Here is a 23406-nt window from a genome sequence, read left to right on the forward strand (position 1 = left end):
GTGCTCTGGTTGATCGCCGTCGGCCTCGCCTCGACCGGTGCGGAGCGCGCCCGCGGGCTGACCGAGGAGCTGGCCGCTCAGCACGAGGAGACCCGGGCCGCGCTGGTCGCCGCGGGCACGGCCCGGCAGGCCGAGACGGCCGCCGCCGACCGCGCCGCCGCCGCGCTCGCCGAGCGGGACGCCGCCCGCGCCGAGCAGTCCCGCGCCGAGGCGGACGTCACCGCCGCCCACACCGAACTGGCCCGGCTGCGGGCCGAACTCGACGCCGAGCGGGCCGGGGCGCAGACGGAGCGGGCCCGGGCCGAGTCGGAACGCGCCGAGCTGGCCCGGATCGTCGAGGGGGTGCTGCCCGAGGTGGTGGCGAAGCTGCGGGCCGGCGCCGCGGTGGACAGCGCGCTGGCCGCCCACCGCAAGCACCCCCAGTACGCGCTGCTGCGCGCCGTCGGCGAGGAGATCGGCCGCGGCGAGCGGCTGCGGGCCGCCGCCCTGGCCGTCTGCGCGACCGCCGCCGGGCGGGTCCAGGCGCTGGCCACGAGCATGCACGCCGAACTGCGCGAGATGCAGCACCGGCACGACGAGGAGGTCCTCGGCGACCTGCTGAGCCTGGACCACTCGACCGCCCAGGCGGGCCGGATGGCCGACAGCATCGCGGTGCTCACCGGCGCCCGCTCGGGCCGCCGCTGGGCCAAGCCGATCGCGGTGGAGTCGGTGCTGCGCGGCGCGCTCGGCCGGATCGGCGCCTACCAGCGGGTGCGGCTGCACAACGCCAGCACCGCCGCGGTCGCCGGGTACGCGGCCGAGGGCGTGATGCACGCGCTGGCCGAACTGCTGGACAACGCCACCAACTTCTCCGCCCCGCCGGCCGAGGTGCACGTCTACGTCGAGGAGGTGCCGGCCGGGCTGGTGGTCACCGTCGAGGACAGCGGGCTGGGGCTGAGCGACAGCTGGCTGCGCCGGGCCGAGCGTGCCGTCTGCGCCGAGCCGCTGGACCTCACCACGCTCTCCGCCGGTACCCGGCTGGGGCTCGCGGTGGTCGGCGTGCTGGCGCGCAAGCACGGGCTGCAGATCTCCTTCCGGCCTTCGGCGCGCGGTGGCACCGGCGTGGTGATGCTGATCCCGCCGCGGCTCGTCACGCACCCGGTGCCGACGGCCGCCCCGGCGCCCGTCCAGGCGTCCGTCCCGGCGCAGACGCCGCCCGTGGAGACCGCGCGCCCCGCGCTCACCTCGGCGCGTCCCGCACCCGTCTCCCTGCCTCCGGTGCCCGCCTCCCTGCCTCCGGCGCCCTCCGCGCAGCGGACCCCGGCCGGGACGCCGACCGCCACCGGGACGCAGACGTCCACCGCGCCCGCCCTGCCGGCCGCGCCCGCCCGGATGACCGACAGCGGCCTGCCGCAGCGCCGGCGCGGACAGACGCTGGCGACCGGCGCCCCCGCGACGGCCCGGACCGCGAAGGCCGTGAGCACCGACGCGGTCGGCGCGGCCGCCCGGTTCGGCGCGTTCCGCCGGGCCGCCGCCCGTCCCGCGGGGGCCGAGCAGCCCCCCGCCGGGGCGCCGACCACGGATCCCGACACCATGCCCGACGCTTCCCCCGTCACCGAGAAGGACACCTGATGAGCAGTGCCACCGACCGCGACCTCGACTGGCTGTTGGAGAACCTGCTGGCGGCGACCCCCGGCACCCGGCACGCCCTGGTCCTCTCCGCCGACGGCCTCAAGCTCTGCCACACCGCCGGACTGAGCACCGACCAGGCCGACCAGCTGGCCGCCATCGCCTCCGGCCTGCAGAGCCTGGCGCACGGCGCCTCCATCGAGTTCGGCGACGGCAGCGGCGGCGTACGGCAGTCGATGACCGAGTTCCACGGCGGCATCCTGTGCATCGTGGCGGCCGGTGAGGGCGCGCACCTCGCGGTGGTCACGGACGACGACGCGGACGTCGGCGTGGTCGGCCACAACATGCACGGCCTGATCGAGCAGATCGGGGTCCACCTCAGCGCGCCCGCCCGGGAGGCGGAGGGCGAGGCCGCCGCGCGAGAGAGCGCCGGCATATGACTGCCGGGCCGGTGCTGCCGGGCCGTGACGACGACCCGGACCGCCTCTACACCATCACCCGGGGCCGCAGCCGGGCGCCGGAGAACGCCTTCGACCTGGTCACCCTGATCGTCGCCGAGCGGCAGCCGGCGCCGGGGATGCAGTCGGAGCACGCCCGGATCCTGCGGATGTGCGAGGCCCCGACCGCCGTCGTGGAGGTGGCGGCGGAGCTGGCGCTGCCCGTCTCAGTGGTGAAGATCCTGCTCGGCGACCTGCTGGAGTCCGGGGCGGTCACCGCCCGCCACCCCCGGTTCGCGCCGAACAAGGCCCGGCTGCCCGACCTCGACACGCTGAAGCAGGTGCTGCATGGCCTCCAACGGCTCTGATGCGTGGGACGCCGATGTTGACGCCGACGCCGACGCGGGTGCCGCTGCCGCTGCCGCTGCCGGCGTCCGGCCCGCCGGCGCGCGCACCCCGCTGCGGGCGACGGCCGACAACGCGCTGAAGATCGTCGTGGTCGGCGGCTTCGGGGTGGGCAAGACCACCCTGGTCGGCTCGGTCAGCGAGATCCGCCCGCTGAACACCGAAGAGGTGATGACCAGGGCGGGCGAGGGCATCGACCCGGCCGGCGCCTGGGGCAAGCGCTCCACCACGGTCGCCTTCGACTTCGGCCGGATCACCCTCTCCGAGCGCCAGGTGCTGTACCTGTTCGGCGCGCCCGGCCAGGAGCGCTTCTGGTTCCTCTGGGACCGGCTGTTCAGCGGCGCCCTGGGCGCGGTCGTCCTGGTGGACACCCGGCGGCTGGAGGACTCCTGGTACGCGATCGACCGACTGGAGCACCACGGCACGCCGTTCATCGTGGCCCGCAACAACTTCGGCGAGCCCGGCCACACCCTGGAGCAGGTCCGTGAGGCGCTGGACCTGCCGGCCGGGGTACCGCTGGTGGACTGCGACGCGCGCAACCGCGAGTCCGGCAAGCAGGTGCTGATCGCCCTGGTCCACCACCTGGCCGCCCTGGCCGGGGCCGACGAGGAGGCCCTGACCGGCGGGGCCGCTCCGGCCGTTGCCGCCGGGGTCGATGCCGCCGGGGCCGTTGCCGCCGGGCGCGATGCCGCTCCGGCCGTTACCACCCGGGCCGTTGCCGCCGGGGCCGAGGAGCCCGCCCAGGCAGGGTCCCGCACCGTGATCTACGAGGAGAGCACCCCGTGACCGAGCCCGCCGCCACCCCGCCCCCGGGCTGCCCGGCGCACGCCGGCGCCACGCCGCTGTACGGGCCGCGCTTCCAGACCGACCCGTCCCAGCTCTACCGCGAGCTGCGCGCCGCGCACGGCCCGGTCGCCCCGGTCGAGCTGGCCGGCGGCGTGCCCGCCTGGCTGGTCATCGGCTACCGCGAGCTCCAGCAGGTGACCGGCCGGCCGCAGCTGTTCGGCCGTGACTCCAGCCGCTGGCACGCCTGGGAGACGCTGCCCGCCGACTGGCCGCTGAAGCCGATGATGGCGCCCGTGCCGTCGATCCTCTACGCCGAGGGCGAGGAGCACGTCCGGCGTTCGCGCGCGGTCACCGACGCGCTGGCCGGGATCGACCCGTACGAGCTGCGCAAGCACGCCGAGGAGATCGCCGACCGGCTGATCGACGAGTTCGCCGGGCGCGGCGAGGCCGATCTGGTCGCCGAGTACGCGCACCGGATGCCGCTGCTGGTGCTGTGCCGGGTGCTCGGCCTGGACGAGGAGCAGGCGCCGCAGCTGATCGCGGCGCTGCTGGCGATGCTGGACGGCGGCCCGGACGCGCCGGCCGGCGCCCAGCGGCTGTTGGAGCTGATGCTCGCGCTGGTCGAGGAGAAGGCGGAGTACCCGGGCGCCGATGTCGCCTCGCGGATGCTGGCGCACCCGGCCGGGCTGACCCACGACGAGGTGATGCGCGACCTGCGGGTGCTGCTGATCGCCGGCCACCAGCCGAGCTCGTACTGGATCTCCAACGCGCTGCGGCTGATGCTCACCGACGAGCGGTTCGCCGCCTCGCTGGCCGGCGGCCGGCGCAGCATCAGCCAGGCGTTGAACGAGGCGCTCTGGGAGGACACCCCGACCCAGATCTTCGCCGGCCGCTGGGCGGTCCGTGACACCCAGCTGGGCGGCCAGCGGATCGCCGAGGGGGACATGGTCCTGCTGGGCTTCGCCGGGGCCAACGCCGATCCGGCGGTCCGGCAGGCGGACGGCCGCGCGGCGGAGGGGAACCGGGCGCACATGAGCTACTCGTACGGCGAGCACGGCTGCCCGTTCCCGGCGCAGGAGGCGGCCGAGGTGATCGCCACCACCGCGATCGAGGTGCTGCTCGACCGGCTGCCGGACCTTCGGCTGGCGGTGGCCGAGCACGCGCTGGTGTGGCGGCCGTCGGCCTGGGTGCGGGGGCTGGTGGCGCTGCCGGTCTCGTTCACCCCGGGCCACCCGGCCTGATCATTCAACACCCGCCGTTCGAAAGAGAGTTGTCGATGACCGCTGCCCCGGCCCGAATCGTCCTCGACCCGCTGGCCCGTGACAATGCGGCCGAGGGTGCGCTGCTGCGGGCCGCCGGTCCGGCGGTGCCGGTCGAGCTGCCCGGTGGGGTCGCCGCCTGGGCGGTGACGCGGCACGCCGCCGCGCGCGACCTGCTGACCGACGCCCGGCTGGTGAAGGACGCCGCGCACTGGGCGGCGTACCAGCGCGGCGAGGTGCCGAAGACCTGGCCGCTGATCGGTCTGGCGGTGCCCGGCCCGAGCATGGTGACCACGGACGGCGCCGAGCACCGCCGGCTGCGGGCGCTGGTCGCGCAGGCCTTCACCCCGCGCCGGGTGGAGCTGATGCGTCCGCGCGTCGAGGAGATCACCCACGCGCTGCTGGACGCCCTGGCGGCGGGCGAGCCGGTGGTGGACCTGAAGACGGCCTTCGCCTTCCCGCTGCCGATGACGGTGATCTGCTCGCTGCTGGGCGTTCCCGAGTCGGACCACGGCCTGCTGCGCGACCTGTACGAGCGGTTCTTCGGCATCAAGCCGAACCCGGAGGGCATCCAGGCGACCGTCGCCGCACTGAACGCCTTCGTCAACGGCCTGGTGGCGCAGCGTCGTTCGGCTCCCGGCGAGGACCTGGCGAGCGTGCTGCTGGCGGCCGACACCGAGGGCGGGGCGCTGACCGACGCGGAGGCTGCGGCCACCCTGCGGGTGATCATCGCGGCCGGCCACGAGACCACGGTGAACCTGATCGGCAACGCGGTGCGGGCGCTGCTGACCCACCCGGACCAGTTGGAGCTGGTGCGCTCGGGCCGGGTGTCCTGGGACGCGGTGGTGGAGGAGTCGCTCCGCTGGACGCCGCCGACCAGCAACTTCCTGTTCCGTTTCGCCGCGCAGGACATCCCGGTGGGCGAGGTGGTGATCCCGGCGGGTGAGCCGGTGCTGGTCTCGTACAACGCGATCGGCCGCGACCCGCTCCAGCACGGGGTGACGGCCGAGGTCTTCGACCTCACCCGGGACCCGGCCCGCCACCTGTCCTTCGGGCACGGCCCGCACGTCTGCCCGGGCTCCCCGCTGGCCCGGCTGGAGGCGGGGATCGCGCTGCCCGCGCTGTTCGAGCGCTTCCCGGGGCTGTCGCTCGCGGTGCCGGACGCCGAGCTGCGGCCGAGCCCCTCGCTGGTGGTGAACAGCCTGCGGGAGCTGCCGATCCGGCTGTTCTGACCTGATGCATCGTCATGTCATCTGCCCCGTCCGGATTTCCGGTCGGGGCCTTCGACTTCTGGCGGTGGCGGTCCGGGAACCGCCTGGTCGCGGGTCACGGTCGGGACACCGGCTTGTGAAGGTCGAACGTGGACCTTGGCGAGGGGCGGCGGCTGCGTTAACGTCTTCGATCAGTCCGGACGCGGCTCGCCCGTGATCCCGTCCGCGATCCCCGTCCGCGATCCCCGTCCGCGATCCCCGTTCGTGATCCCCGTCCGTGATCCCCCGTCCGTGACCCCCTGGCCCATCTCCGGTACAGCGCGATGTCGTTCAGCCCACCGTCGGCAGCACGCCCTGGCGAGGAGAACCGCATTGACCCTCAACCCGACCGCGCAGCACCCGGGTTACCGCCGTCGTCCGGTCGCCGCGGCCGCCCTGGTGGCGGCGCTGGCGCTGACCGCGGCCTGTTCCAACAGCTCCGGCGGTTCGGGCGGCGGCGGGGGCGGATCGGCCGCGTCGCTGTCCGGTGACTGCGCCGCGTACCAGCCGTACGCCGGACACGCGGGTACCACGGTGACGATGTTCGCCTCGATCCTGAGCCCGGAGTCGGACAACCTGGAGAAGTCCTGGGCCGAGTTCAGCAAGTGCACCGGGATCAAGATCAGTTACGAGGGCTCGAACGACTTCGAGTCCCAGCTGCCGGTCCGGGTCTCCGGGGGCAACGCCCCGGACTTCGCGATCATCCCGCAGCCGGGCCTGCTGGCGCAGATGGTGAAGAGCGGCAAGGTGGTGAAGCCGCCCGCCCAGACCGTCGCCAACCAGGACAAGTGGAGCCCGATCTGGAAGACCTACGGATCGGTCAACGGCACGTTCTACGCGGCCCCGATGAGCGCCAACATGAAGTCCCTGGTCTGGTACTCGCCGAAGGCCTTCAAGGCGGCCGGCTACGAGGCGCCCAAGACCTGGGCCGACCTGATGGCGCTCAGCGACCGGATCGCCAAGGCGGGCGGCGCCAAGCCGTGGTGCGGCGGCATCGCCTCCGGAACGGCCACCGGCTGGCCGGCCACCGACTGGCTGGAGGAGGTGGTGCTCGGCTCGTACGGCGGCGAGGTGTACGACCAGTGGGTCGGCCACCAGGTGAAGTTCTCCGACCCGAAGATCACCACCGCGATGAAGACGGTCGCCGACTGGATGCAGAACCCGGCCTGGGTCAACGCGGGCTTCGGTGACGTGAAGTCGATCGCCACCACCACCTTCCAGGACGCGGGCACCCCGATCCTGAGCGGCAAGTGCATGCTGCTCCAGCAGGCCTCCTTCTACGAGGCGCAGTGGCCCAAGGGCACCAAGGTCGGCCCGGACGGGGACGTCTTCGCCTTCCACCTGCCCGCGGTGAACCCGTCGATCGCCAATCCGGTCGAGGGCGGCGGCGAGTTCCTGGCGGCCTTCTCCGGCCGGCCCGAGGTGCAGGCGGTGCAGAACTACCTGTCCAGCTCCGCCTGGGCGAGCAGCCGGGTGAAGACCGCGAGCGGCTGGGTCTCGGCCAACCAGGGCGTGGACAAGGGCCTCTACACCGACCCGATCGACAAGCTGTCGGCCGAGGCGCTGACCGACCCGTCGGCGACCTTCCGCTTCGACGGCTCCGACCTGATGCCGGCCGCCGTGGGCGCCGGACAGGAGTGGAAGTCGCTGACCGCGTGGTTCGCCGAGGGGCAGTCGATCCAGAAGACCGCCGCCGACATCGACGCCGCCTGGCCGCAGTAGCCGACGCGCCGCTCCGCTGCCGGCGGGAGCAACCGACGCGTCGGTTGTGCTGCCGGCGCGAGCAACCGAGGCGCCGGTCCGCTGCCGGCGCACTGGGACCACCTGTCGAGGGCGGTGCGGGGCCACCCACCCGCACCGCCCGCCCCCTTCCCACCACGCCCGAAGGGACGCACAGCCATGTCCGTACCCGGATTCCCGTCACCCGCCGCCGAGCTGGCCGCGGACCGGTTGGCCGCCGGCGGGCTGGTCGCCGAGAGACTGGCGGCCGGCACCTGGAACGACGCGGCGGTCAAGTTCGGCAACACCTTCGGCGCCGTCGCCGGCTTCCTCGGCATCCTGCTGGTGGTCTTCCTGGTCGCCGGCCGGGCCCGGGGCCGCCTGGCCCGTCCGCTGGCGGTCGCGGTGTTCCTCGGCCCGGCGGTGCTGCTGCTGGCCGTCGGCCTGGTCGTGCCGCTGGTCCGCACGGTCTACCTCAGCCTCCAGAACGACGACGGCACCCGGTTCGTCGGCGGTGAGAACTTCGGCTGGGCCTTCACCTCCGACTCGGTGCAGAAGGTGCTGGTCAACACGCTGCTCTGGCTGGTGGTCGCGCCGTTGGCGGCGACCGGGCTGGGGCTGGTGCTGGCGCTGCTGGTGGACCGGATGCGCGGCCAGTCGGTGTACAAGTCGCTGATCTTCATGCCGATGGCGATCTCGCTGGTCGGAGCGTCGATCATCTTCAAGTTCGTCTACGAGTCGCGCGGTCCGGGCCAGCCGCAGATCGGCCTGCTCAGCCAGCTCGCCGTCGCGGTGGGCTGGGACGATCCGCCGAACTGGTTGCTCTCGCAGCCGCTGAACACCTTCCTGCTGATGGCGGTGATGGTCTGGGTGCAGACCGGCTTCGCGATGGTGGTGCTGTCGGCGGCGATCAAGGCGATCCCGGACGAGGTCGTGGAGGCGGCCAGGCTGGACGGCGCGAGCGGGGTGCGGCTGTTCTGGTACGTCACCGTGCCGATGATCCGCACCACGGTGATGGTCGTCCTGACCACCGTCATGATCATCACCCTGAAGGCCTTCGACATCGTCCGCACCATGACCGGCGGCAACTTCGGCACCCAGGTGCTGGCCAACGAGATGTACTCGCAGTCCTTCGTGCAGTTCAACTCCGGGCGGGGCAGCGCCCTCGCGGTGCTCCTCTTCCTCGCGGTGCTGCCGCTGGTGGCCTACAACATCCTGCAGCTGCGGAAGGAGCGTGAGGTCCGGTGACCGGGACGGACGGCCGGGAGGGGACGGCGAAGACGGTGCGGCCGGAGGAATCGGCCCGGCAGGTGAAGGCGGCGCGCCGGGCGAAGGGAGCACGGCCGGAGGGGGCGGTGCGACCGGCCGGTGCGGCGCGGCCGGTGCGGAAGGCCTTCAGCAGTCCGCTGGCCTCGGTCTTCGTGATCGCGATGACGGTGCTCTGGACGGTCCCGACGCTGGGTCTGCTGGTGACCTCGCTGCGGCCCAAGCAGGACGTGACCGCCAGCGGCTGGTGGAACGCCTTCCTCCACCCCGACCTCGGCCTCGGCAACTACCACTCGGTGCTGTTCGAGGGCGGATCCGGGGTCTCCACCGGCCTGATGCCCTTCCTGGTCAACTCGCTGGCGATCAGCATCCCGGCGACGGTCTTCCCGCTGGCACTGGCGGCGATGGCGGCGTACGCGCTGGCCTGGGTGCGGTTCCGGGGGAGCGACGCGGTCTTCTTCACGGTGTTCGCGCTCCAGGTGGTGCCGCTCCAGATGGCGCTGATCCCGCTGCTGCGACTGTTCGCCGGCGGCGCGCACCTGGGCGCGCTGACGCTGATTCCGGCGGTGGACCTGAAGGGCAGCTACGCGCCGGTCTGGCTGGCGCACACCATGTTCGCGCTGCCGCTGGCGGTGTTCCTGCTGCACAACTTCATCGCCCAGCTGCCGCGCGACCTGATGGAGGCCGCGGTGGTGGACGGCGCCTCGCACTTCAAGATCTTCCGCTCCATCGTGCTGCCGCTGTGCACCCCGGCGCTGGCCTCGTTCGCGATCTTCCAGTTCCTGTGGGTCTGGAACGACCTGCTGGTGGCGCTGACCTTCGCGGGCGGCACGCCGGAGGTGGCGCCGATGACGGTGCGGCTGGCGCAGCTGTCCGGCTCGCTCGGCGGGCGCTGGGAGCTGCTGACGGCCGGGGCGTTCCTGTCGATCGTCGTGCCGCTGATCGTCTTCTTCAGTCTCCAGCGGTACTTCGTTCGCGGGCTGCTGGCCGGGTCGGTGAAGGGGTAGCGGGGGAGTCCTTGGTGGTGAGGGCGTTCTGAACGCGTTCAGAGCTGACTTTTGAACCTGTTCAGAATGGTCTACAGTCGGCAGCGGCCGGGGCGCCGAGAGCGCCCGCCGGTGGACCGCCCGACGGGTGGCCTCCGCATGCCCGCCGACCACTGAGGGGGACTCATGTCAGGTCCGTCCGTTCCTGCCGCGCCCGATTCGCCCGATTCGCTCGGTTCACCCGGCTCGCCCGGCTCCACCGGTTCGACCGGCTCGACCGAGCTGCAGGGGACGTCCGAGCCGCAGGGGGCGTCCGAGGTGTCGGGGGCGACCGGGGTTCCGGGCCTGTCCGGGGCGACCGAGGAGGCCGGGGCGGCCGGCCCGACCGAGCCGCACAACCCTTATGACGCGTACGACCCGTACGGCCCGTACCGTGCGACGGGCCCCGGCCCGCAGGGGTCGCAGGGACTGCAGGGGTCGCAGGGGTCGCAGGGGTCGCAGGGCCGGCAAGGGCGGCCGGGCCCGGGCCGGGTTCCCGGCGCGCCCGTGCCCTCGACCGGTGCGTGGCTGCGCCGCAGCGACCCCGAACGACGGGCGGCGGCCAGGCCCGGGGTCGCCCTGGCGGCCCTGCTCACCGGCCTGCTGACGGCCTGGCTGCTCTTCGACGGCCTGGGGCCCAATCTGCTGGTACTCGGCGCCGCCGTCGCCGTCGGGGCAGGGGTCACCGCCCGGGCGGCCGGTCGCCGGATCCGGCCCTGGACGGCGGCGTGGAGCCTGCTCGCCCTCGCCCTGCTCGCCGTTCCGGCCTGCTGGGACGCCTCCTGGCCCGGGGTGCTGGCTGCCGTCGGCGCGCTCGCGCTGGCCTCGCTGGCCCTGCACGGCGGCCGCCGCTGGGCGGGCGTGCTGTTCCCGCTGCCCGGCATCCTGTGGCAGCTGGTGCCCTCGGTGGTCTGGGTCTGGGAGAGCGTGGACCGGCGGAACCTGCCCGGCCGCGGCCGGATCGTCCCGGTGCTCAAGGCGCTCGCGGTCGCCGCCGCCCTGCTGACCGTCTTCGGCCTGCTGTTCGCCAGCGCCGACGCCGCCATGGCGGACCTGCTGGGCAGCCTCAGCCCTGACCTCGACCTCGACCAACTCCCGGGGCGCGGCGTCCTGTTCGTGCTCGGGTCGGCGACCGCGCTGGGCTTCGCGCACATGGCCGCCGGCCCGCGCCGCTGGGACCGTACGGTGATCCGGCCGGGCCGGGAGCGGCGCCGGCTGGAGTGGGCGCTGCCGCTGGTCGCTCTCAACCTGATGTTCGGCGTCTTCGCCGTGATCCAGGCCGTGGTGGTGCTCGGCGGGGCGGACGCCGTGCTGAGCAACACCGGGATGAGCCGCTCCGCGTACGCCCGGCAGGGCTTCTGGCAGCTGAGCGTGATCACCGTGCTCACGCTGGTCGTGGTCGCGGTCGCCAAGCGGTGGGCGCCGCGCAGCACCGCGGCCGACCGCCGGATGGCGCGGATCCTGCTCGGGCTGCTCTGCCTGCTGGCGCTGGCCGTGGTCGCCTCGGCGCTCGGCAGGATGTGGTTCTACGTGGACGCCTCCGGGCTCACCCGGCTGCGGCTCTGGGTGCTGGTGGTCGAGGTCTGGCTGGGCGCCGTCTTCCTGCTGCTGATCGCGGCAGGGCTGACCCGCCGCACCGGCTGGCTGCCGCGCGTCGTCGTCCTCAGCGGGATGCTCACCGCCGCGGTCTACGGCCTGATGGGCCCGGACGCGATCGTCGCCGAGCAGAACGTCACCCGGTACGAACGGGCGCTGCGGACCGACCCGCACACCGCGGCGATCGACCTGCGCAACGTCCGCCGGCTCGCGGCGGACGCGGTGCCCGCCCTGGACCGGCTCCCCGAGCCGCAGCGGAGCTGTGCGCTGCAGCTGATCGGTCAGGGCGTGGGCGGAGCGTCGAAGCCCTGGTATGCGACCAACCTGGCGGCCGCCCGGGCCCGGGAGATCCTGGCGGAGCGGCCGCTGATGGACTCGACGGCGCCCGGCCGCACGGCCTGCGACTGGGCGAGGCTGGCGTACGAGGACAGGTAGGACGACCGGGGCGGGGCCCGCGGACGGCGGCAGGGCCGGTCGGGAGCGTGCTGCTCCCGGCCGGCCCTGCGTCCTGCGGCGGCTTGTTGCGCCTGCTTGTGGCTTGTGGCTTGTGGCTTGTCGCGCGGTGTCGCGGCCGCGGGCCGCGGTGCCGCCGCATCGTGACGGCGTCGGAGCGCCGTGACGGTGTCAGTGCATCGCGACGGCGGATGAGCCGCTCGGCAGGTCGCTGGCCTTGGCCTTGATCGCGAAGACCGCGACGAGCAGGGCGACCGCCGCGAGCGCGGCACCCACGATGAAGCCGTGCGAAATGCCCTGGGTGAGCACGGTGTTGGCGGCGTCCGTGCCCGGCGGGAACTCGTGGTGCTGCTGGAGGTAGGCCAGTTGCTCCGGCGTCGCGCTCTCCATGAACTTCGGCAGCTGCGCGGTGGCCTCCGCCGTGGCGTAGTGCGCGAAGACCGTGGTCAGGATCGACAGGCCGAGCGAACCGCCGATCTGCTGCATCGAGTTGAGGAGGCCGGAGGCGGCGCCGGTCTCCTCGCCCGGGACACCGGCGACGGAGAGCAGCATCACCGGGACGAAGATCAGACCCATGCCGAAGCCGAACACCACCGTGGGGCCGAGCACCCCGTCCAGGTAGCCGCTGTCCTTGCTCATCTGGGTCAGCCAGCTGAGCCCGACGGTGACCAGCAGCGCGCCGCCCGCCATGAAGGGCTTCGGGCCGTACTTGGCCTGGAGGTTGGAGGCGATCTGCGCGGCGATGATGATCGCGACGCTGATCGGGAGGAAGGAGACGCCGGCCTTCAGTGGGCTGTAGCCGAGCGGACCCTGCACGAACAGCACGACGTAGAAGAAGATGCCGAACATGGCCGCGGCCAGGCAGAGCATCATCACCAGGCCGCCGGTGCGGTTCCGGTCGGCGAACAGGTGCATCGGGGTGATCGGCTGGTCGGTGCGGCTCTCCACCACGAGGAAGGCCGCGAGCAGGATCGCGCCGGCCGCGAAGGAGCCGAGCGTGATGCCGTCCGACCAGCCGTCCGAGGCGGCCCGGATGAATCCGTAGACCAGGCCGACCAGGCCGAGAGTCGAGGTGAGCGCGCCGGGCAGGTCAAAGCGGCCCGGGTGGCGCTCGGACTCGGCGATGTAGCGCGGCGCGGCTATCGCGATCAGGATCGCGATCGGCACGTTGACGAAGAACACCCAGCGCCAGTTCAGGTACTCGGTGAGCAGACCGCCGGCCAGCAGGCCGATCGCGGCGCCCGAACCGGCGACCGCCGAGAACACGCCGAACGCGCGGTTGCGTTCGGGTCCTTCGTCGAAGTTGGTCGCGATCAGGGCGAAGGCGGTCGGGGAACAGATCGCGCCACCGATGCCCTGGAGCGCGCGGGCGGCCAGCAGCAGAGTGCTGTCCTGCGCGAAACCGCCGAGCAGCGAGGCCAGGCCGAACAGCAGGGTGCCGAAGATGAACACCCGGCGGCGGCCGAGGATGTCGCCCGCGCGACCGCCGAGCAGCAGCAGCCCGCCGAAGGTCAGGGTGTAGGCGTTGATGACCCACGACAGGTCGGTGGTGGAGAAGCCCAGGGCGTCCTTGATGTGCGGAAGCGCGATGTTCACGATGGTCGCGTCGAGGACCACCATGAGCTGGGTGGCCGCGATGACGGTCAGGGTGATGCCCTTGCCCCGCCCCTGGCTCGTCCGCGGTGGCGAGTTCTTGCTGAGCGTGTCGGAGATGGCCACGAATGTGCCCCCTGCTGGCTGTGTGCTCGGTGGTGCGGTTCGGCGGAGTCGCCGGTCCGGGTGTGGCCGCGCGCCCTTGCGCAGGCCTGGAAGGAACGGGATCGTTCACTAATCGGGACGATATCCTGGCCGTGATTGTGAACGCAAGCGTTCCTTAAGGATGGTGGCGATGGAGCGGTTGGTGCGGCGCCTGGTGGCGGACCGGTCCGGTCGGTCGCGGGGAGGCGCCCCGGGGGGTCCTCCGGGAGGGCCGGCGGACTCGGCCGGCCAGGCGGACCCGGCGTCGAGGGAGGGGACCGTTCGGCCCGCGGAGGCGGACGCCGGGGCGGCGGTCACGGGGCAGGGCGTCGGAGCCGGCGCGGAGCCGGGCGGCAGGCCGGGCGCGGACCCGGCCTTCTGCCCGGTGCGGGCCGCCCACCAGGCACTGAGGCGGCCGGCGCGCCGCCGGGGGAAGGAACTGGAGGCGGCGATCTTCGAGGCCGCGCTCGACCAGCTCACCTCCGGCGGATACGCGCGGCTGACCATGGAAGGGGTCGCCAGTGCGGCGCGGACCGGGAAGGCCGCGCTCTACCGGCGCTGGGCGTCCAAGGACGAACTCGTTCTCGACGCCCTGGACGCCACTCTCCCACGCCCTTACGACACCCCCGACCTCGGGTCCGCACGGGACGAACTCCACCGGCTCGTCGAGGGGTTCACGAAGGCGATGACCTCCCGGGTGGGCTCCGCGCTCAATGCGCTGATGGGCGAGATCGACCACGAGCGGGCCGAGGTCTTCAAGGCCTTCGTCACCGACCGGGTCATCGAGCCGACCGCGCGGACCATCCTGGAGATCCTGCGCCGCGGCGCCGAGCGCGGCGACGTCCGGCCCGGCGCGGCCACCCCCCTGGTGGCGGACGTCATTCCGGCGGTACTGCTCTACCAGGTCAAGATCCGCGGGCTGGAGAACATGGGGCCGGGCTTCGCCGGCCGGCTGGTGGACGAGGTGCTGGAGCCGATGATCCGGGCCTGAGGCGGCCGGCGCCGGGCGCGCGGAGCGTGTGGCCCGGTGGCCCCGCCCGCCCGTCGACGGCCCCGCCCGTCCGTCCGGTGACTGCCCCGCCCGCCCGTCCGTCCGTTGACGGCCCCGCCCGCCCGGGCGGGCGGACTCGGCGGTCGCGGACCGGGCTTAGGCTGGAGGCTGCCCCCGCTGAACGGAAGACGCCATGCCCATCGTCCCCCCGACGCACTCCGTCGAACGCTCGCTCCGCCGGGCCGGCGCCAAGATCGTCGTCGGTCTCGACGAGGTCGGGCGCGGCGCCTGGGCCGGGCCGGTCACCGTGGGCGCGGCCGTCACCGGCCTGCGCAAGGCGCCGGAGGGGCTGACCGACTCCAAGCTGCTCACCGAGCTGCGCCGCCGCGCGCTCGCCCCCGTGCTCGCCGACTGGGTCACCGCGTACGCGCTCGGGCAGGCCTCCCCGCAGGAGTGCGACGAGCTCGGCATGACGGCGGCGCTGCGGCTGGCCGCCGTCCGCGCGCTGGAGGCGCTGCCGGTCGAACCCGACGCGGTGATCCTGGACGGCAAGCACGACTACCTCGGCGGCCCCTGGCGGGTGCGCACGGTGATCAAGGGCGACCAGTCCTGCATCTGCGTGTCCGCCGCCTCGGTGCTCGCCAAGGTCCACCGCGACGGCCTGATGGCCGAACTGGGCGAGGGGTGCCCGGAGTACGGCTTCGCCGACAACGCCGGCTACCCGTCCCCGGTGCACCGCGCCGCACTGGAGGAGTTCGGCCCCACCGGGCACCACCGGCTCTCCTGGGCGTACTTGGACGCACTGCCGAAGTGGCGCCATCTCAAGCGCGTCCGGGAGGGTGCGGGCGACGGCCGTGGGTCCGCCGACGAACAGTTGACGCTCGGTTTCTGACGATCCGTCTGGAATTGCCCCGGGAGGGGGCGGCAGGAGACCGGTGCCCAATGGGTGGGGCGCCCGTGCGCGTCCGACCGGCATTTGATAGATATCCGGGTATGCCTGTCTTCCCCGAGGAGCCGGAGATTCACGAGAGCATCCCGGGCCCCGGCGTTCCCTTCCCCCGCGAGTCGGACGCACAAGCCCCCGCCACCGCACCCACCACCACCGTCGCCGCCCCGGCTCCGGTGCCCGGCCCCCGTCCGGCGCCTCCGCGCCCGGTCCCGCCGCGCGCCGCCCGTCCGGGCCCGCCGCGACTGATCCCCAAGCCCGGGCCGGCACCGCGCCGCCCGGCCCCCGCCGCACCGCAGGTGGAGGTCCAACGGATCGCCGCCACCCCGGCGCGGGCCGTGGAGCACGCCGACGAGGCGGTCGACCTGCTGTTGGAGTCCGGCCGCGATCCGGGCGACATCCTGGTGCTGACGGTCGGCGAGGCCCACCCGTGGCAGCAGCACGAGCTCTCCTTCGGTGAGGAGCGCTACTGGGCGCAGCTCGCCGAGGGCGGGGACGTGTTCTACGCGGACGCCGCGCTGACCCGTCCGGTCACCCGCGAGGTGGTCGTCCTGGTGGTCAACGGCGGACCGTCCGCCCGGGCCGCCGAGGCATACACCAAGGCGCTCGGCCGCGCGACCGCGCTGCTGGTGGTCTGCGGCGACGCCGGTCCGGCTGCCGTGGGCGCGGCCGGAGCCGCGCCGAGCCGTCCGGTCAAGGCCTGACCACAGTCGTCCACCCCGGGCCCGGTGCCGTCGTACGGTGCCGGGCCCGGGGTCCGTCCCACGGCGCTCGGGGCCGGTGGCGTCGGCAGGTGTCGACGGCCGGCGGTCGACCGTCGACGGCCCGGTGGGGCCGGTGGCCCGTGCGGACTCAGCCCGTGCCGGTGCGGCGCGTCGGTTCGGCCGCTGCGACCCGCGCCGCTGCCCACGGGGGCTCGGACTTCGGGGAGCGTGCCGCGTCCTCGCCGCGCTCGGCCTGGTCGGCGGCCTGTTGGCGGGTGCGGTGGTTGCGCGGGGCGTCCAGCGCCGAGCGCGGCGGCAGTTCCGTCACGGTGTGCACCGGCCCGTCGGCCCACGAGCCCGCGTGCGGGTTGCGTCCGCCCCGTCCGTCCCCGAGGACCTGCCAACCCGCCGGGGTGAGCCCGATGTACGCGCCGCAGCGCAGTCCGTGGAGCGCGGACGCGTCTCTCAGTGCCCACATCCAGGCGCCGTCCTGCTCCGTCCAGCCGGGTGCGCCGTCGCGGCAGCGCAGCAGTACGGCCGTCCGGGTCGGCTCGGACCGTCTCAGGTCGTGCGGAATGATCCGGCGCAGGTGCGTCAGCAGCGCGTTGCGGTGCTGCCAGCCGTCGGTGTCGTGCGGCCAGGGGGTGAACGAGGCCGAGGCGACGAGGCGGTGGAGCGCGTCCAGGACGGCGACCACGACGGTGCCCGGCTGCGGCAGGTGATGCTGGTGCAGTTCCAGGACGAACTCGCGGGGGTCGCGCAGCAACGGGATCCCCGAGGCGGTCCAGGTCTCCAGGTCCAGCACCCGTCTGGGTTCCGGACTCCCGGAGAAGGGGTTCTGACCTCGGTCGATACCGTTGATCACGATCCTCCTTCCTGGCCCGTGGGCAGGCGGGTGCCTGGGTACGCCGAAGGGCGGGGCCAGCGGACCGGGTTTCGGGTACCTCCCAATTCTCAGGGCATCGGGGGCAGAGCGGCAATGATGAAAAGATGAACGCCACCCGATAGCCCATGGTCTGCCGGATATGTTCCACAGCGGACCGAGTGCCGGGCAGGCGCCTCCAGGCCTTGATCCACGGCGCCCTGAGGGCAGGGCGAACCGTCATCGGCATGGTGAGCACTCCTTTCCCGGATCGTTCGGCCGGTGTGATCGAAATCGCTTCGCCTGATCCTTTCTGTTAGGCCATTCGGGTGAGTGGGTGGGCTTCGTCGACGGCCTTCCGCCGTCCCGTCACGCCTGCACGGCCAGTACCAGCGGCAGCACCGCGCTCGCCCCCGCCCGGCGCAGCAGCCGGGCGGCCACGGTGACCGTCCAGCCCGAGTCGACGAGGTCGTCCACCAGGAGCACCGGTCCACCGGCGGCCGCCACCGCCTGCTCCACCTCCGGGGGCAGGACCAGCGCGCCGGCCAGCGAGTGCAGCCGCTGGGCGCTGTTGCTGCGGGCACCGTGCGGGGGCAGCCCGCCGGCGTAGTCGATCCCGCCGAGCAGCGGCAGCCGCCCGACCTCGGCGATCCGGGCGCCCAGGCTGCCGACCAGCCGCGGCCTGGTCGAGGAGGCCATCGTCACCACGCCGACGGGCCGCTCCAGCCGGGCGCCCTCCGTCGTCGCGGGCCCGGCCCAGCCGCCCGGGCCCCGGGCCCAGTCGGCGAGCACCGCCACCAGCGCGTCCACCGCCTCGCCGGGCACCGGCACGTCCGGCGCCTGCTCGGCGAGCAGGCTGCGCAGCCGGGTGCCCCAGCCGATGTCGGACAGCCGGCCCAGCGCCCGGCCGGTCTCCGCCTGCTCGCCCGCGGGGATCCGGCCCTTGAGCGGCACCCCCAGCGAGTCCATCCCGGTCGGCCACAGCCGGCGCGGCTCGAAGCTCACGCCGGGGCGGCCGAGCGCGGCCCGGGCGGCCGCCAGCGTCTCCGCGGAGACGTCCGGGGTGTGCAGCGGCCCCGCGCAGTTGTCGCACCGCCCGCACGGCACGGCCTGCTCGTCGTCCAGCTGGCGGCGCAGGAACTCCATCCGGCAGCCGGTGCCCGCCGCATAGTCGCGCATCGCCCGCTGCTCCGCGTCCCGGGAGGCGGCGACCTTGGCGTAGCGGGCGCCGTCGTACGCCCAGCTCTGCCCGGTGGCCGTCCAGCCGCCCTTGACCCGGCGGACGGCACCGTCCACGTCGAGCACCTTGAGCATGGTCTCCAGCCGGGCCCGGCGCAGATCCACCCGGGGCTCCAGGGCGGCGGTGGAGAGCGGCCGGCCGGCCTCGGCGAGGGCGTCGATGGTGCGGCGCACCTGCTCCTCCGGCGGGAAGGCCAGCGAGGCGAAGTAGCGCCAGATCGCCTCGTCCTCGCGCCCGGGCAGCAGCAGCACCTCGGCCCGGTCCACCCCGCGCCCGGCGCGGCCGACCTGCTGGTAGTAGGCGATCGGCGAGCTGGGCGAGCCGAGGTGCACCACGAAGCCGAGGTCGGGCTTGTCGAAGCCCATGCCGAGTGCGGAGGTGGCGACCAGCGCCTTGACCCGGTTGGCCAGCAGGTCGGCCTCGGCGGTGCGGCGCTCGGCGTCCTCGGTGCGGCCGGAGTAGGAGGCCACCGGGAAGCCGCGCTCGCGCAGGAAGGCCGTCACCTCCTCGGCGGCGGCCACCGTCAGGGTGTAGACGATGCCCGAGCCGGGGAGCCGTTCGAGGTGGTCGGCCAGCCAGGCGAGGCGGTGGGCCGGGTCGGGCAGGGAGAGCACGCCCAGGGTGAGGCTCTCCCGGTCGAGCGGCCCGCGCAGCACCAGGGCGTGCTCGTCGTTGGCGCCGGTGCCGAGCTGTTCGGCGACGTCCGCGGTGACCCGGGCGTTGGCGGTGGCGGTGGTGGCCAGCACCGGGACGCCGGCCGGCAGGTCGGCGAGCATGGTGCGCAGCCGGCGGTAGTCGGGGCGGAAGTCGTGCCCCCAGTCCGAGATGCAGTGGGCCTCGTCGACCACCAGCAGGCCGGTGGAGGCGGCGAGCTCGGGCAGCACCTGGTCGCGGAAGTCCGGGTTGTTCAGCCGCTCGGGGCTGACCAGCAGGATGTCGACCTTCCCCGCGGCGACCTCCTCCTGGATCGCGGCCCACTCGTCGCTGTTGGCCGAGTTGATGGTGCGGGCGTGGATGCCGGCCCGGCCGGCCGACTCGACCTGGTTGCGCATCAGGGCGAGCAGCGGCGAGACGATCACCGTCGGCCCGGAGCCGCGGGCCCGGAGCAGGGCGGTGGCGATGAAGTAGACCGCGGACTTCCCCCAGCCGGTGCGCTGGACGACCAGGGCACGGCGGCGGTCGACCACGAGGGCCTCGATGGCCGTCCACTGGTCCTCGCGCAGGGTGGCTCCGGGGCCGGCGAGCTCGCGCAGGACGGCCTCGGCCCGCGCCCGGACCTCGGCGCGGTCGGCGGTGGCGGTGGTGTGGGTGTCGGGCTGCTGCATGGCGTCCATGTAACCCCGTACCGCTGACAAGCGACGAATGCGGGGGAGGGGAAGCGGGGAAGGCGAGGTGTATTTCATCCGCTGATCCGCTGAACGGCGGACAAAATCCACCCGTGGGAGTGAGTCTTGCCTACTTCGAATGAGCGAAGGAAAATTCGGGGGCGGAGTTATCCACAGGAAAAAACTTAGTTCCGGTGTCGTCCGCGGATTGCGTCCACTCTTGCGGCCATGAACGCGATGAACAACGAACACGTCATTCTGTCCCTCGGTCCGGCCTCCGACCACCGGTCGGTCGTCATGCGCGGCCCGGCCGACATGGCCGAGCTGCTTCCGTACTTCCTGGGCTTCTACCCGGACGACAGCATCGTCGCGGTCGGGCTCCACGGCCCCGGCCTCCACCAGGGCGGGGTGATCCGGGCGGATCTGCCGCGGTCGCCCGCGCAGTGGCCGGCCGCGGCGGAGGAGACGGCCGCCCTGCTGGTCGCCCTCTCCGAGCGGCACGGCGCCCGGCCGCTCCAGGTGCTCCTCTACCTCTGCCAGGATCCCGGCACGGCCCACGCCCCTCCGGTGGTGGACGGGCTGCGGCCGCTGGCGCAGGCCCTCCGGGCGGCCTTCGGGCGCCGGGGCGTGGCCGTCAAGGAGTCGCTGTGCGTCTCGGACGGCCGCTGGTGGTCCTTCCTCTGCCGCGGCGACGGCTGCTGCGACGCGGCGGGCAATCCGGTGCGGCGCAGCCCCGACCCGGGTCCGGCGGCCGCCGCCGCGACGGTCGCCGGCCTGGTGCCGCGCGGCAGCCGGAAGGCGATCATCGGCGGGCTGGAGCCCGTCGGTCCGCCGGAGGCCGTCGCCCAGCGCGACGCGCTCGCCCGGGCGGAGGCCGTGGACGCCCTCGCCAGGGAGCAGCGCATCGCCCTGCTCGACCAGGCCGTCGCCGAGTTCCGGGCCGGGGCCGGGGAACTCGATCCGGACCGGACGGCCCAACTGCTGCTCGCCCTGCGGGACCGCCTGGTACGGGACCGCGGCGTCGAGTACGCCCGGCCCGACGAGCTGGCCCCGGCCGAGCGGCTCTGGCGCTTCCTCGCCCGGCGGGCGGTGCCGCCCTACGAGGGCTGCGCGGTGGCCCCGCTCACCCTGCTGGCCTGGACGTCCTGGGTCACGGGGGACACGGCGACGGCCCGGGTCGTGCTCGGCCACGTCCTGCGGCTCGCCCCGGGCTACCTGCTGGCCGAACTGCTCTACGAGTCGCTCAACGACGGCATGACGCCCCAGGGCCTGTTGGCCGCCGTCGAGGCCCAGCGGCGGCGGCGCGAGGAGTCCGAGGCCGCGGCGGCCCCGGTCGACGAACCGCGGCCCCCGGTCGGCGGAGCGCCGGGCGCCGAGGGGTCACCGCCCGCTCAGGAAGCGCCGTCCGGTGGCGCGGCGGCTCCCGGGCCCGCCGTCCCGGGGGCGGGTGCGGCTCCCGGTGAACGGCCCGGGCGGTCCGCCGGTGGCCGACGGCATCGGCGGGGCGGTCGCCGGAAGGGCTCGTCCACGGCATCGGCACCGGCCGATCCGGGGCCGGGCGCGCCCGACGGCCCCGACAGCACGGAGCCGGGCGGTGGCGCCGCCGGGGCGGTCGCCCTGCTCCCGGCGCCCGGACGGGTCGAGCAGCCCGGGCACACCCGGGCGGCCGGCGAGCGGTCCGCCCGGGGCCTGCGGCTCGGCCGGGCCGCGGCGTGCGCGCCCGCCGCGGTCCGAACCGGCCTCCACCGCTGCCGGGGCGTCCGGCGGGCGGGGAGGGGGAGCCACCGTGCGCACTGAGCCCCGCGGCACGGCGCCGGCCCGCGGGCGGCTACGCCTCGCCGCGCGCCATCCTGATCAGGCGGTCCAGCACCTTGCCGCCGCTCAGCCGAAGGCCGTCGTGCTCCCACTCGTTGGTGATCCAGGCCCGCAGGCCGCGCACCGCGCGCGCGGTCTCCAGCGAGTCGGCGGTGTCCACGTACATGTCGTCGTGGTACACCGCCGCCACCACCGGCACGGTGTTGGCGGCCAGCCGCGCCCGGTCGTACAGGTCGGGCCAGTCGGTGCGGGCGGCGAGCAGGTCCGCGGTCTCCTTCAGCGGGCGCAGCGCCGGGTCGGTGTCGAACATCCAGGGGTAGATCATCTCCCCGGTGAACAGCACCGGCGCGTCGGACTCCAGCGCGGCCCGGGCGTCGAACTGCGGGAACTCCTTGCGGACCCGCTCGGCCGCCCAGGCGGTGCCGCCCTGGTCCACCGACCGCTGGCCGTAGATCGACTCGTGCAGCACCGCGTACAGCGGACCGCCCGCGAAGGAGAGCTGGGCCTGGGCGCCGGCCAGGAAGGTGTCGGAGAGCTCGGGCCCGGCCGCGCCCTCCACCCAGGCCTCCTCCAGCAGGTAGTGGAGCGTGCCGGAGCCGTTACCACCACCGAGCAGCAGGCCGAGCAGCTGGAACGCCTCGACGGTGAGCAGCCCGCCGTCCGGCAGGGTCGCGGGGGAGTCGGCGAGGTGGGCCGCGATCCGGCGCACCGCCTGGACGTCCTGCGGGAACCGGGCGTAGTGGTCCTCGTTCTTGCGGACCACCCGCGGGTAGGCGGCGCGGTAGACGTCGTCGGCCGAGCTGCCGAGGCCGGCCAGGCCACCGGTGATGAAGGCCTCGGTCAGGCCCTCGGGGGCGATGGAGAGGTAGGTGAGGGTGCAGAAGCCGCCGAAGCTCTGGCCGAGCACGCTCCAGCGCCGGTCGGCGCCGAGCAGCCGCTCGCGGATCAGCTCGGCGTCCCGGACGATCGAGTCCGCCCGGAAGTGGGCCAGGTAGTCCGCCTGTTCCTGCGGGCCGCCGCGCCGGGCGAGGGTCTGCCGGGTCGCGGGGGTGGACCGCCCGGTGCCGCGCTGGTCGAGCAGCAGCACCCGGTAGTCGTCCAGGGCGCGCTCCAGCCAGGAGTCCCGGCCGAGCGGGCGGGCGGCCTTGCCGCCGGGACCGCCCTGGAGGAAGACCATCCAGGGCAGGTCGTCCCGCTCGCGGCCTGTGGCCACCACCTCGCGGGCGTACACCTCGATCTGCTCGCCCTGCGGGGCGGCGTGGTCGAGCGGCAGCTGGAACACGTGGTCGGTCGTGACAATCCCGGGCAGCCGGCTGATGGTGGACATGCAACTCCTCGGTCTCTGCTGGTCACAGCGATGGCGTCGCGGTTCACGGGGTCACCGGGTGCGGGGGCCGCGACCCCCGCACCGTATCCTGGCGGCGGTCGAGCACCGGTTCGACCGCCCCGCCCGTCCGATCGGACGGCCGAGCCCGACCGGCGGACGGCCCGAGCCGGCCCCGGCAGCGGCCCGGACGATGGGCGCCGGCCCCGGAGGGCGGAGGGTGACGTGCCCGCAGCGAGGCCCCGGTGACGATCCGACGGAAGCGGTACGACCGCCGAGCCGGGCCGCCCTGACCAGCGGTGCAGCGGCGGGGCGTGACCTGGTGGCGGTGCGCGGCGTTCACCCCCGGGGGCCTGCACCCGGTTCGGGCGGGCCGATCGGGCCGATCGCCGGGCGGAGCGGACCCGGCCGCCCGGGCACCGGCAGCGCTGGGTGACCGCGTGCGGCGCCACGACCGGCCGCCGCCACGGGACCGTACGGCCCGGAGGGCGCGGGCCGCGGGGGAAGGGCGTCACCGGCAGGCCGGGGCGCCGGACCTGACGGCGTGCCGGGCACGGCGGCGAGCCCCGGAACGAAGGCGCGGTGCGCCGGTACCCACCCGGTACCGAGCACCGCATGGCACGACCCACCGCCGGGTACGGCCAGACACGGCACATCC

At 74.3% G+C, this 23406-nt stretch carries 18 protein-coding genes; 14 read left to right on the forward strand and 4 right to left on the reverse strand.

Annotation, left to right across the window (positions count from 1 at the left end):
- From ACFVGO_RS21485 to ACFVGO_RS21530, 10 genes are all read left to right on the forward strand, one after another.
- Positions 1-1611, forward strand: a 1611-nt coding sequence (locus ACFVGO_RS21485) for an ATP-binding protein (protein ID WP_380633442.1), incomplete at its 5' end; no start/stop codon positions are given.
- Positions 1611-2048 (forward strand): roadblock/LC7 domain-containing protein, encoded by a 438-nt coding sequence (locus ACFVGO_RS21490; RefSeq protein ID WP_359907041.1) that lies wholly within the window; start codon positions 1611-1613, stop codon positions 2046-2048. The genes ACFVGO_RS21485 and ACFVGO_RS21490, both read left to right, overlap by 1 nt.
- A complete protein-coding gene (locus ACFVGO_RS21495; protein ID WP_359907038.1) occupies positions 2045-2413 on the forward strand; it encodes a DUF742 domain-containing protein in 369 nt (122 codons plus the stop codon). The genes ACFVGO_RS21490 and ACFVGO_RS21495 overlap by 4 nt, the downstream gene beginning before the upstream one ends.
- Positions 2414-2504: 91 nt before the next feature.
- Entirely contained in the window at positions 2505-3236 is a 732-nt protein-coding gene (locus ACFVGO_RS21500) for an ATP/GTP-binding protein (protein ID WP_380633481.1), read from the forward strand.
- Positions 3233-4477, forward strand: coding sequence for a cytochrome P450 (locus ACFVGO_RS21505; protein ID WP_380350848.1), 1245 nt, complete (start codon positions 3233-3235; stop codon positions 4475-4477). Before ACFVGO_RS21500 ends, ACFVGO_RS21505 begins: the two co-directional genes overlap by 4 nt.
- A gap of 35 nt (positions 4478-4512) precedes the next feature.
- Positions 4513-5727: a cytochrome P450 gene (locus ACFVGO_RS21510; RefSeq protein WP_359907032.1), complete on the forward strand. Its 1215-nt coding sequence runs from the start codon at positions 4513-4515 to the stop codon at positions 5725-5727.
- 351 nt (positions 5728-6078) lie between these two features.
- Entirely contained in the window at positions 6079-7467 is a 1389-nt protein-coding gene (locus ACFVGO_RS21515) for an ABC transporter substrate-binding protein (protein WP_359907030.1), read from the forward strand.
- 177 nt (positions 7468-7644) lie between these two features.
- Positions 7645-8712, forward strand: coding sequence for a sugar ABC transporter permease (locus ACFVGO_RS21520; RefSeq protein ID WP_359912697.1), 1068 nt, complete (start codon positions 7645-7647; stop codon positions 8710-8712).
- The gene (locus ACFVGO_RS21525; protein WP_380350852.1) at positions 8709-9737 is read left to right on the forward strand and encodes a carbohydrate ABC transporter permease; all 1029 of its coding nucleotides are present in this window, start codon (positions 8709-8711) and stop codon (positions 9735-9737) included. The genes ACFVGO_RS21520 and ACFVGO_RS21525 overlap by 4 nt, the downstream gene beginning before the upstream one ends.
- 525 nt (positions 9738-10262) lie before the next feature.
- Positions 10263-11786 (forward strand): DUF4153 domain-containing protein, encoded by a 1524-nt coding sequence (locus ACFVGO_RS21530; RefSeq protein WP_380633446.1) that lies wholly within the window; start codon positions 10263-10265, stop codon positions 11784-11786.
- A 189-nt stretch (positions 11787-11975) separates the two neighbouring features.
- Here the strand turns inward: ACFVGO_RS21530 and ACFVGO_RS21535 are convergent, their stop codons facing one another.
- Positions 11976-13523, reverse strand: coding sequence for an MFS transporter (locus ACFVGO_RS21535; protein ID WP_380633448.1), 1548 nt, complete (start codon positions 13521-13523; stop codon positions 11976-11978).
- 403 nt (positions 13524-13926) lie between these two features.
- On the opposite strand from ACFVGO_RS21535, the gene ACFVGO_RS21540 reads away from it, so the two are divergent.
- The 3 genes from ACFVGO_RS21540 (at position 13927) to ACFVGO_RS21550 (ending at position 16182) form a co-directional block, all read left to right on the forward strand.
- Positions 13927-14532 (forward strand): TetR/AcrR family transcriptional regulator, encoded by a 606-nt coding sequence (locus ACFVGO_RS21540; RefSeq protein ID WP_359912705.1) that lies wholly within the window; start codon positions 13927-13929, stop codon positions 14530-14532.
- Positions 14533-14725: 193 nt separating this feature from the next.
- A complete protein-coding gene (locus tag ACFVGO_RS21545; RefSeq protein ID WP_359912708.1) occupies positions 14726-15424 on the forward strand; it encodes a ribonuclease HII in 699 nt (232 codons plus the stop codon).
- A 101-nt stretch (positions 15425-15525) separates the two neighbouring features.
- Entirely contained in the window at positions 15526-16182 is a 657-nt protein-coding gene (locus ACFVGO_RS21550; RefSeq protein ID WP_359912711.1) for a hypothetical protein, read from the forward strand.
- A gap of 148 nt (positions 16183-16330) precedes the next feature.
- On the opposite strand, the gene ACFVGO_RS21555 is transcribed toward ACFVGO_RS21550, so the two are convergent.
- Positions 16331-16987, reverse strand: a complete 657-nt coding sequence (locus tag ACFVGO_RS21555) for a hypothetical protein (RefSeq protein WP_380350901.1) — start codon at positions 16985-16987, stop codon at positions 16331-16333.
- Positions 16988-17413: 426 nt separating this feature from the next.
- Positions 17414-19609 carry a RecQ family ATP-dependent DNA helicase gene (locus ACFVGO_RS21560; RefSeq protein ID WP_380633451.1) on the reverse strand — a complete coding sequence of 732 codons (2196 nt, stop codon included), beginning with the start codon at positions 19607-19609 and terminating at the stop codon, positions 17414-17416.
- A gap of 228 nt (positions 19610-19837) precedes the next feature.
- Between ACFVGO_RS21560 and ACFVGO_RS21565 the strand changes: the two genes are divergently transcribed.
- Entirely contained in the window at positions 19838-21406 is a 1569-nt protein-coding gene (locus ACFVGO_RS21565; RefSeq protein ID WP_380633453.1) for a DUF4192 family protein, read from the forward strand.
- A gap of 31 nt (positions 21407-21437) precedes the next feature.
- Here the strand turns inward: ACFVGO_RS21565 and ACFVGO_RS21570 are convergent, their stop codons facing one another.
- A complete protein-coding gene (locus ACFVGO_RS21570; protein WP_380633455.1) occupies positions 21438-22751 on the reverse strand; it encodes an alpha/beta fold hydrolase in 1314 nt (437 codons plus the stop codon).
- Positions 22752-23406: the final 655 nt, after the last annotated feature.

The sequence above is a fragment of the Kitasatospora sp. NPDC057738 genome, from assembly GCF_042798815.1.
GTDB classification, from domain to species: domain Bacteria; phylum Actinomycetota; class Actinomycetes; order Streptomycetales; family Streptomycetaceae; genus Kitasatospora; species Kitasatospora lactacystinica.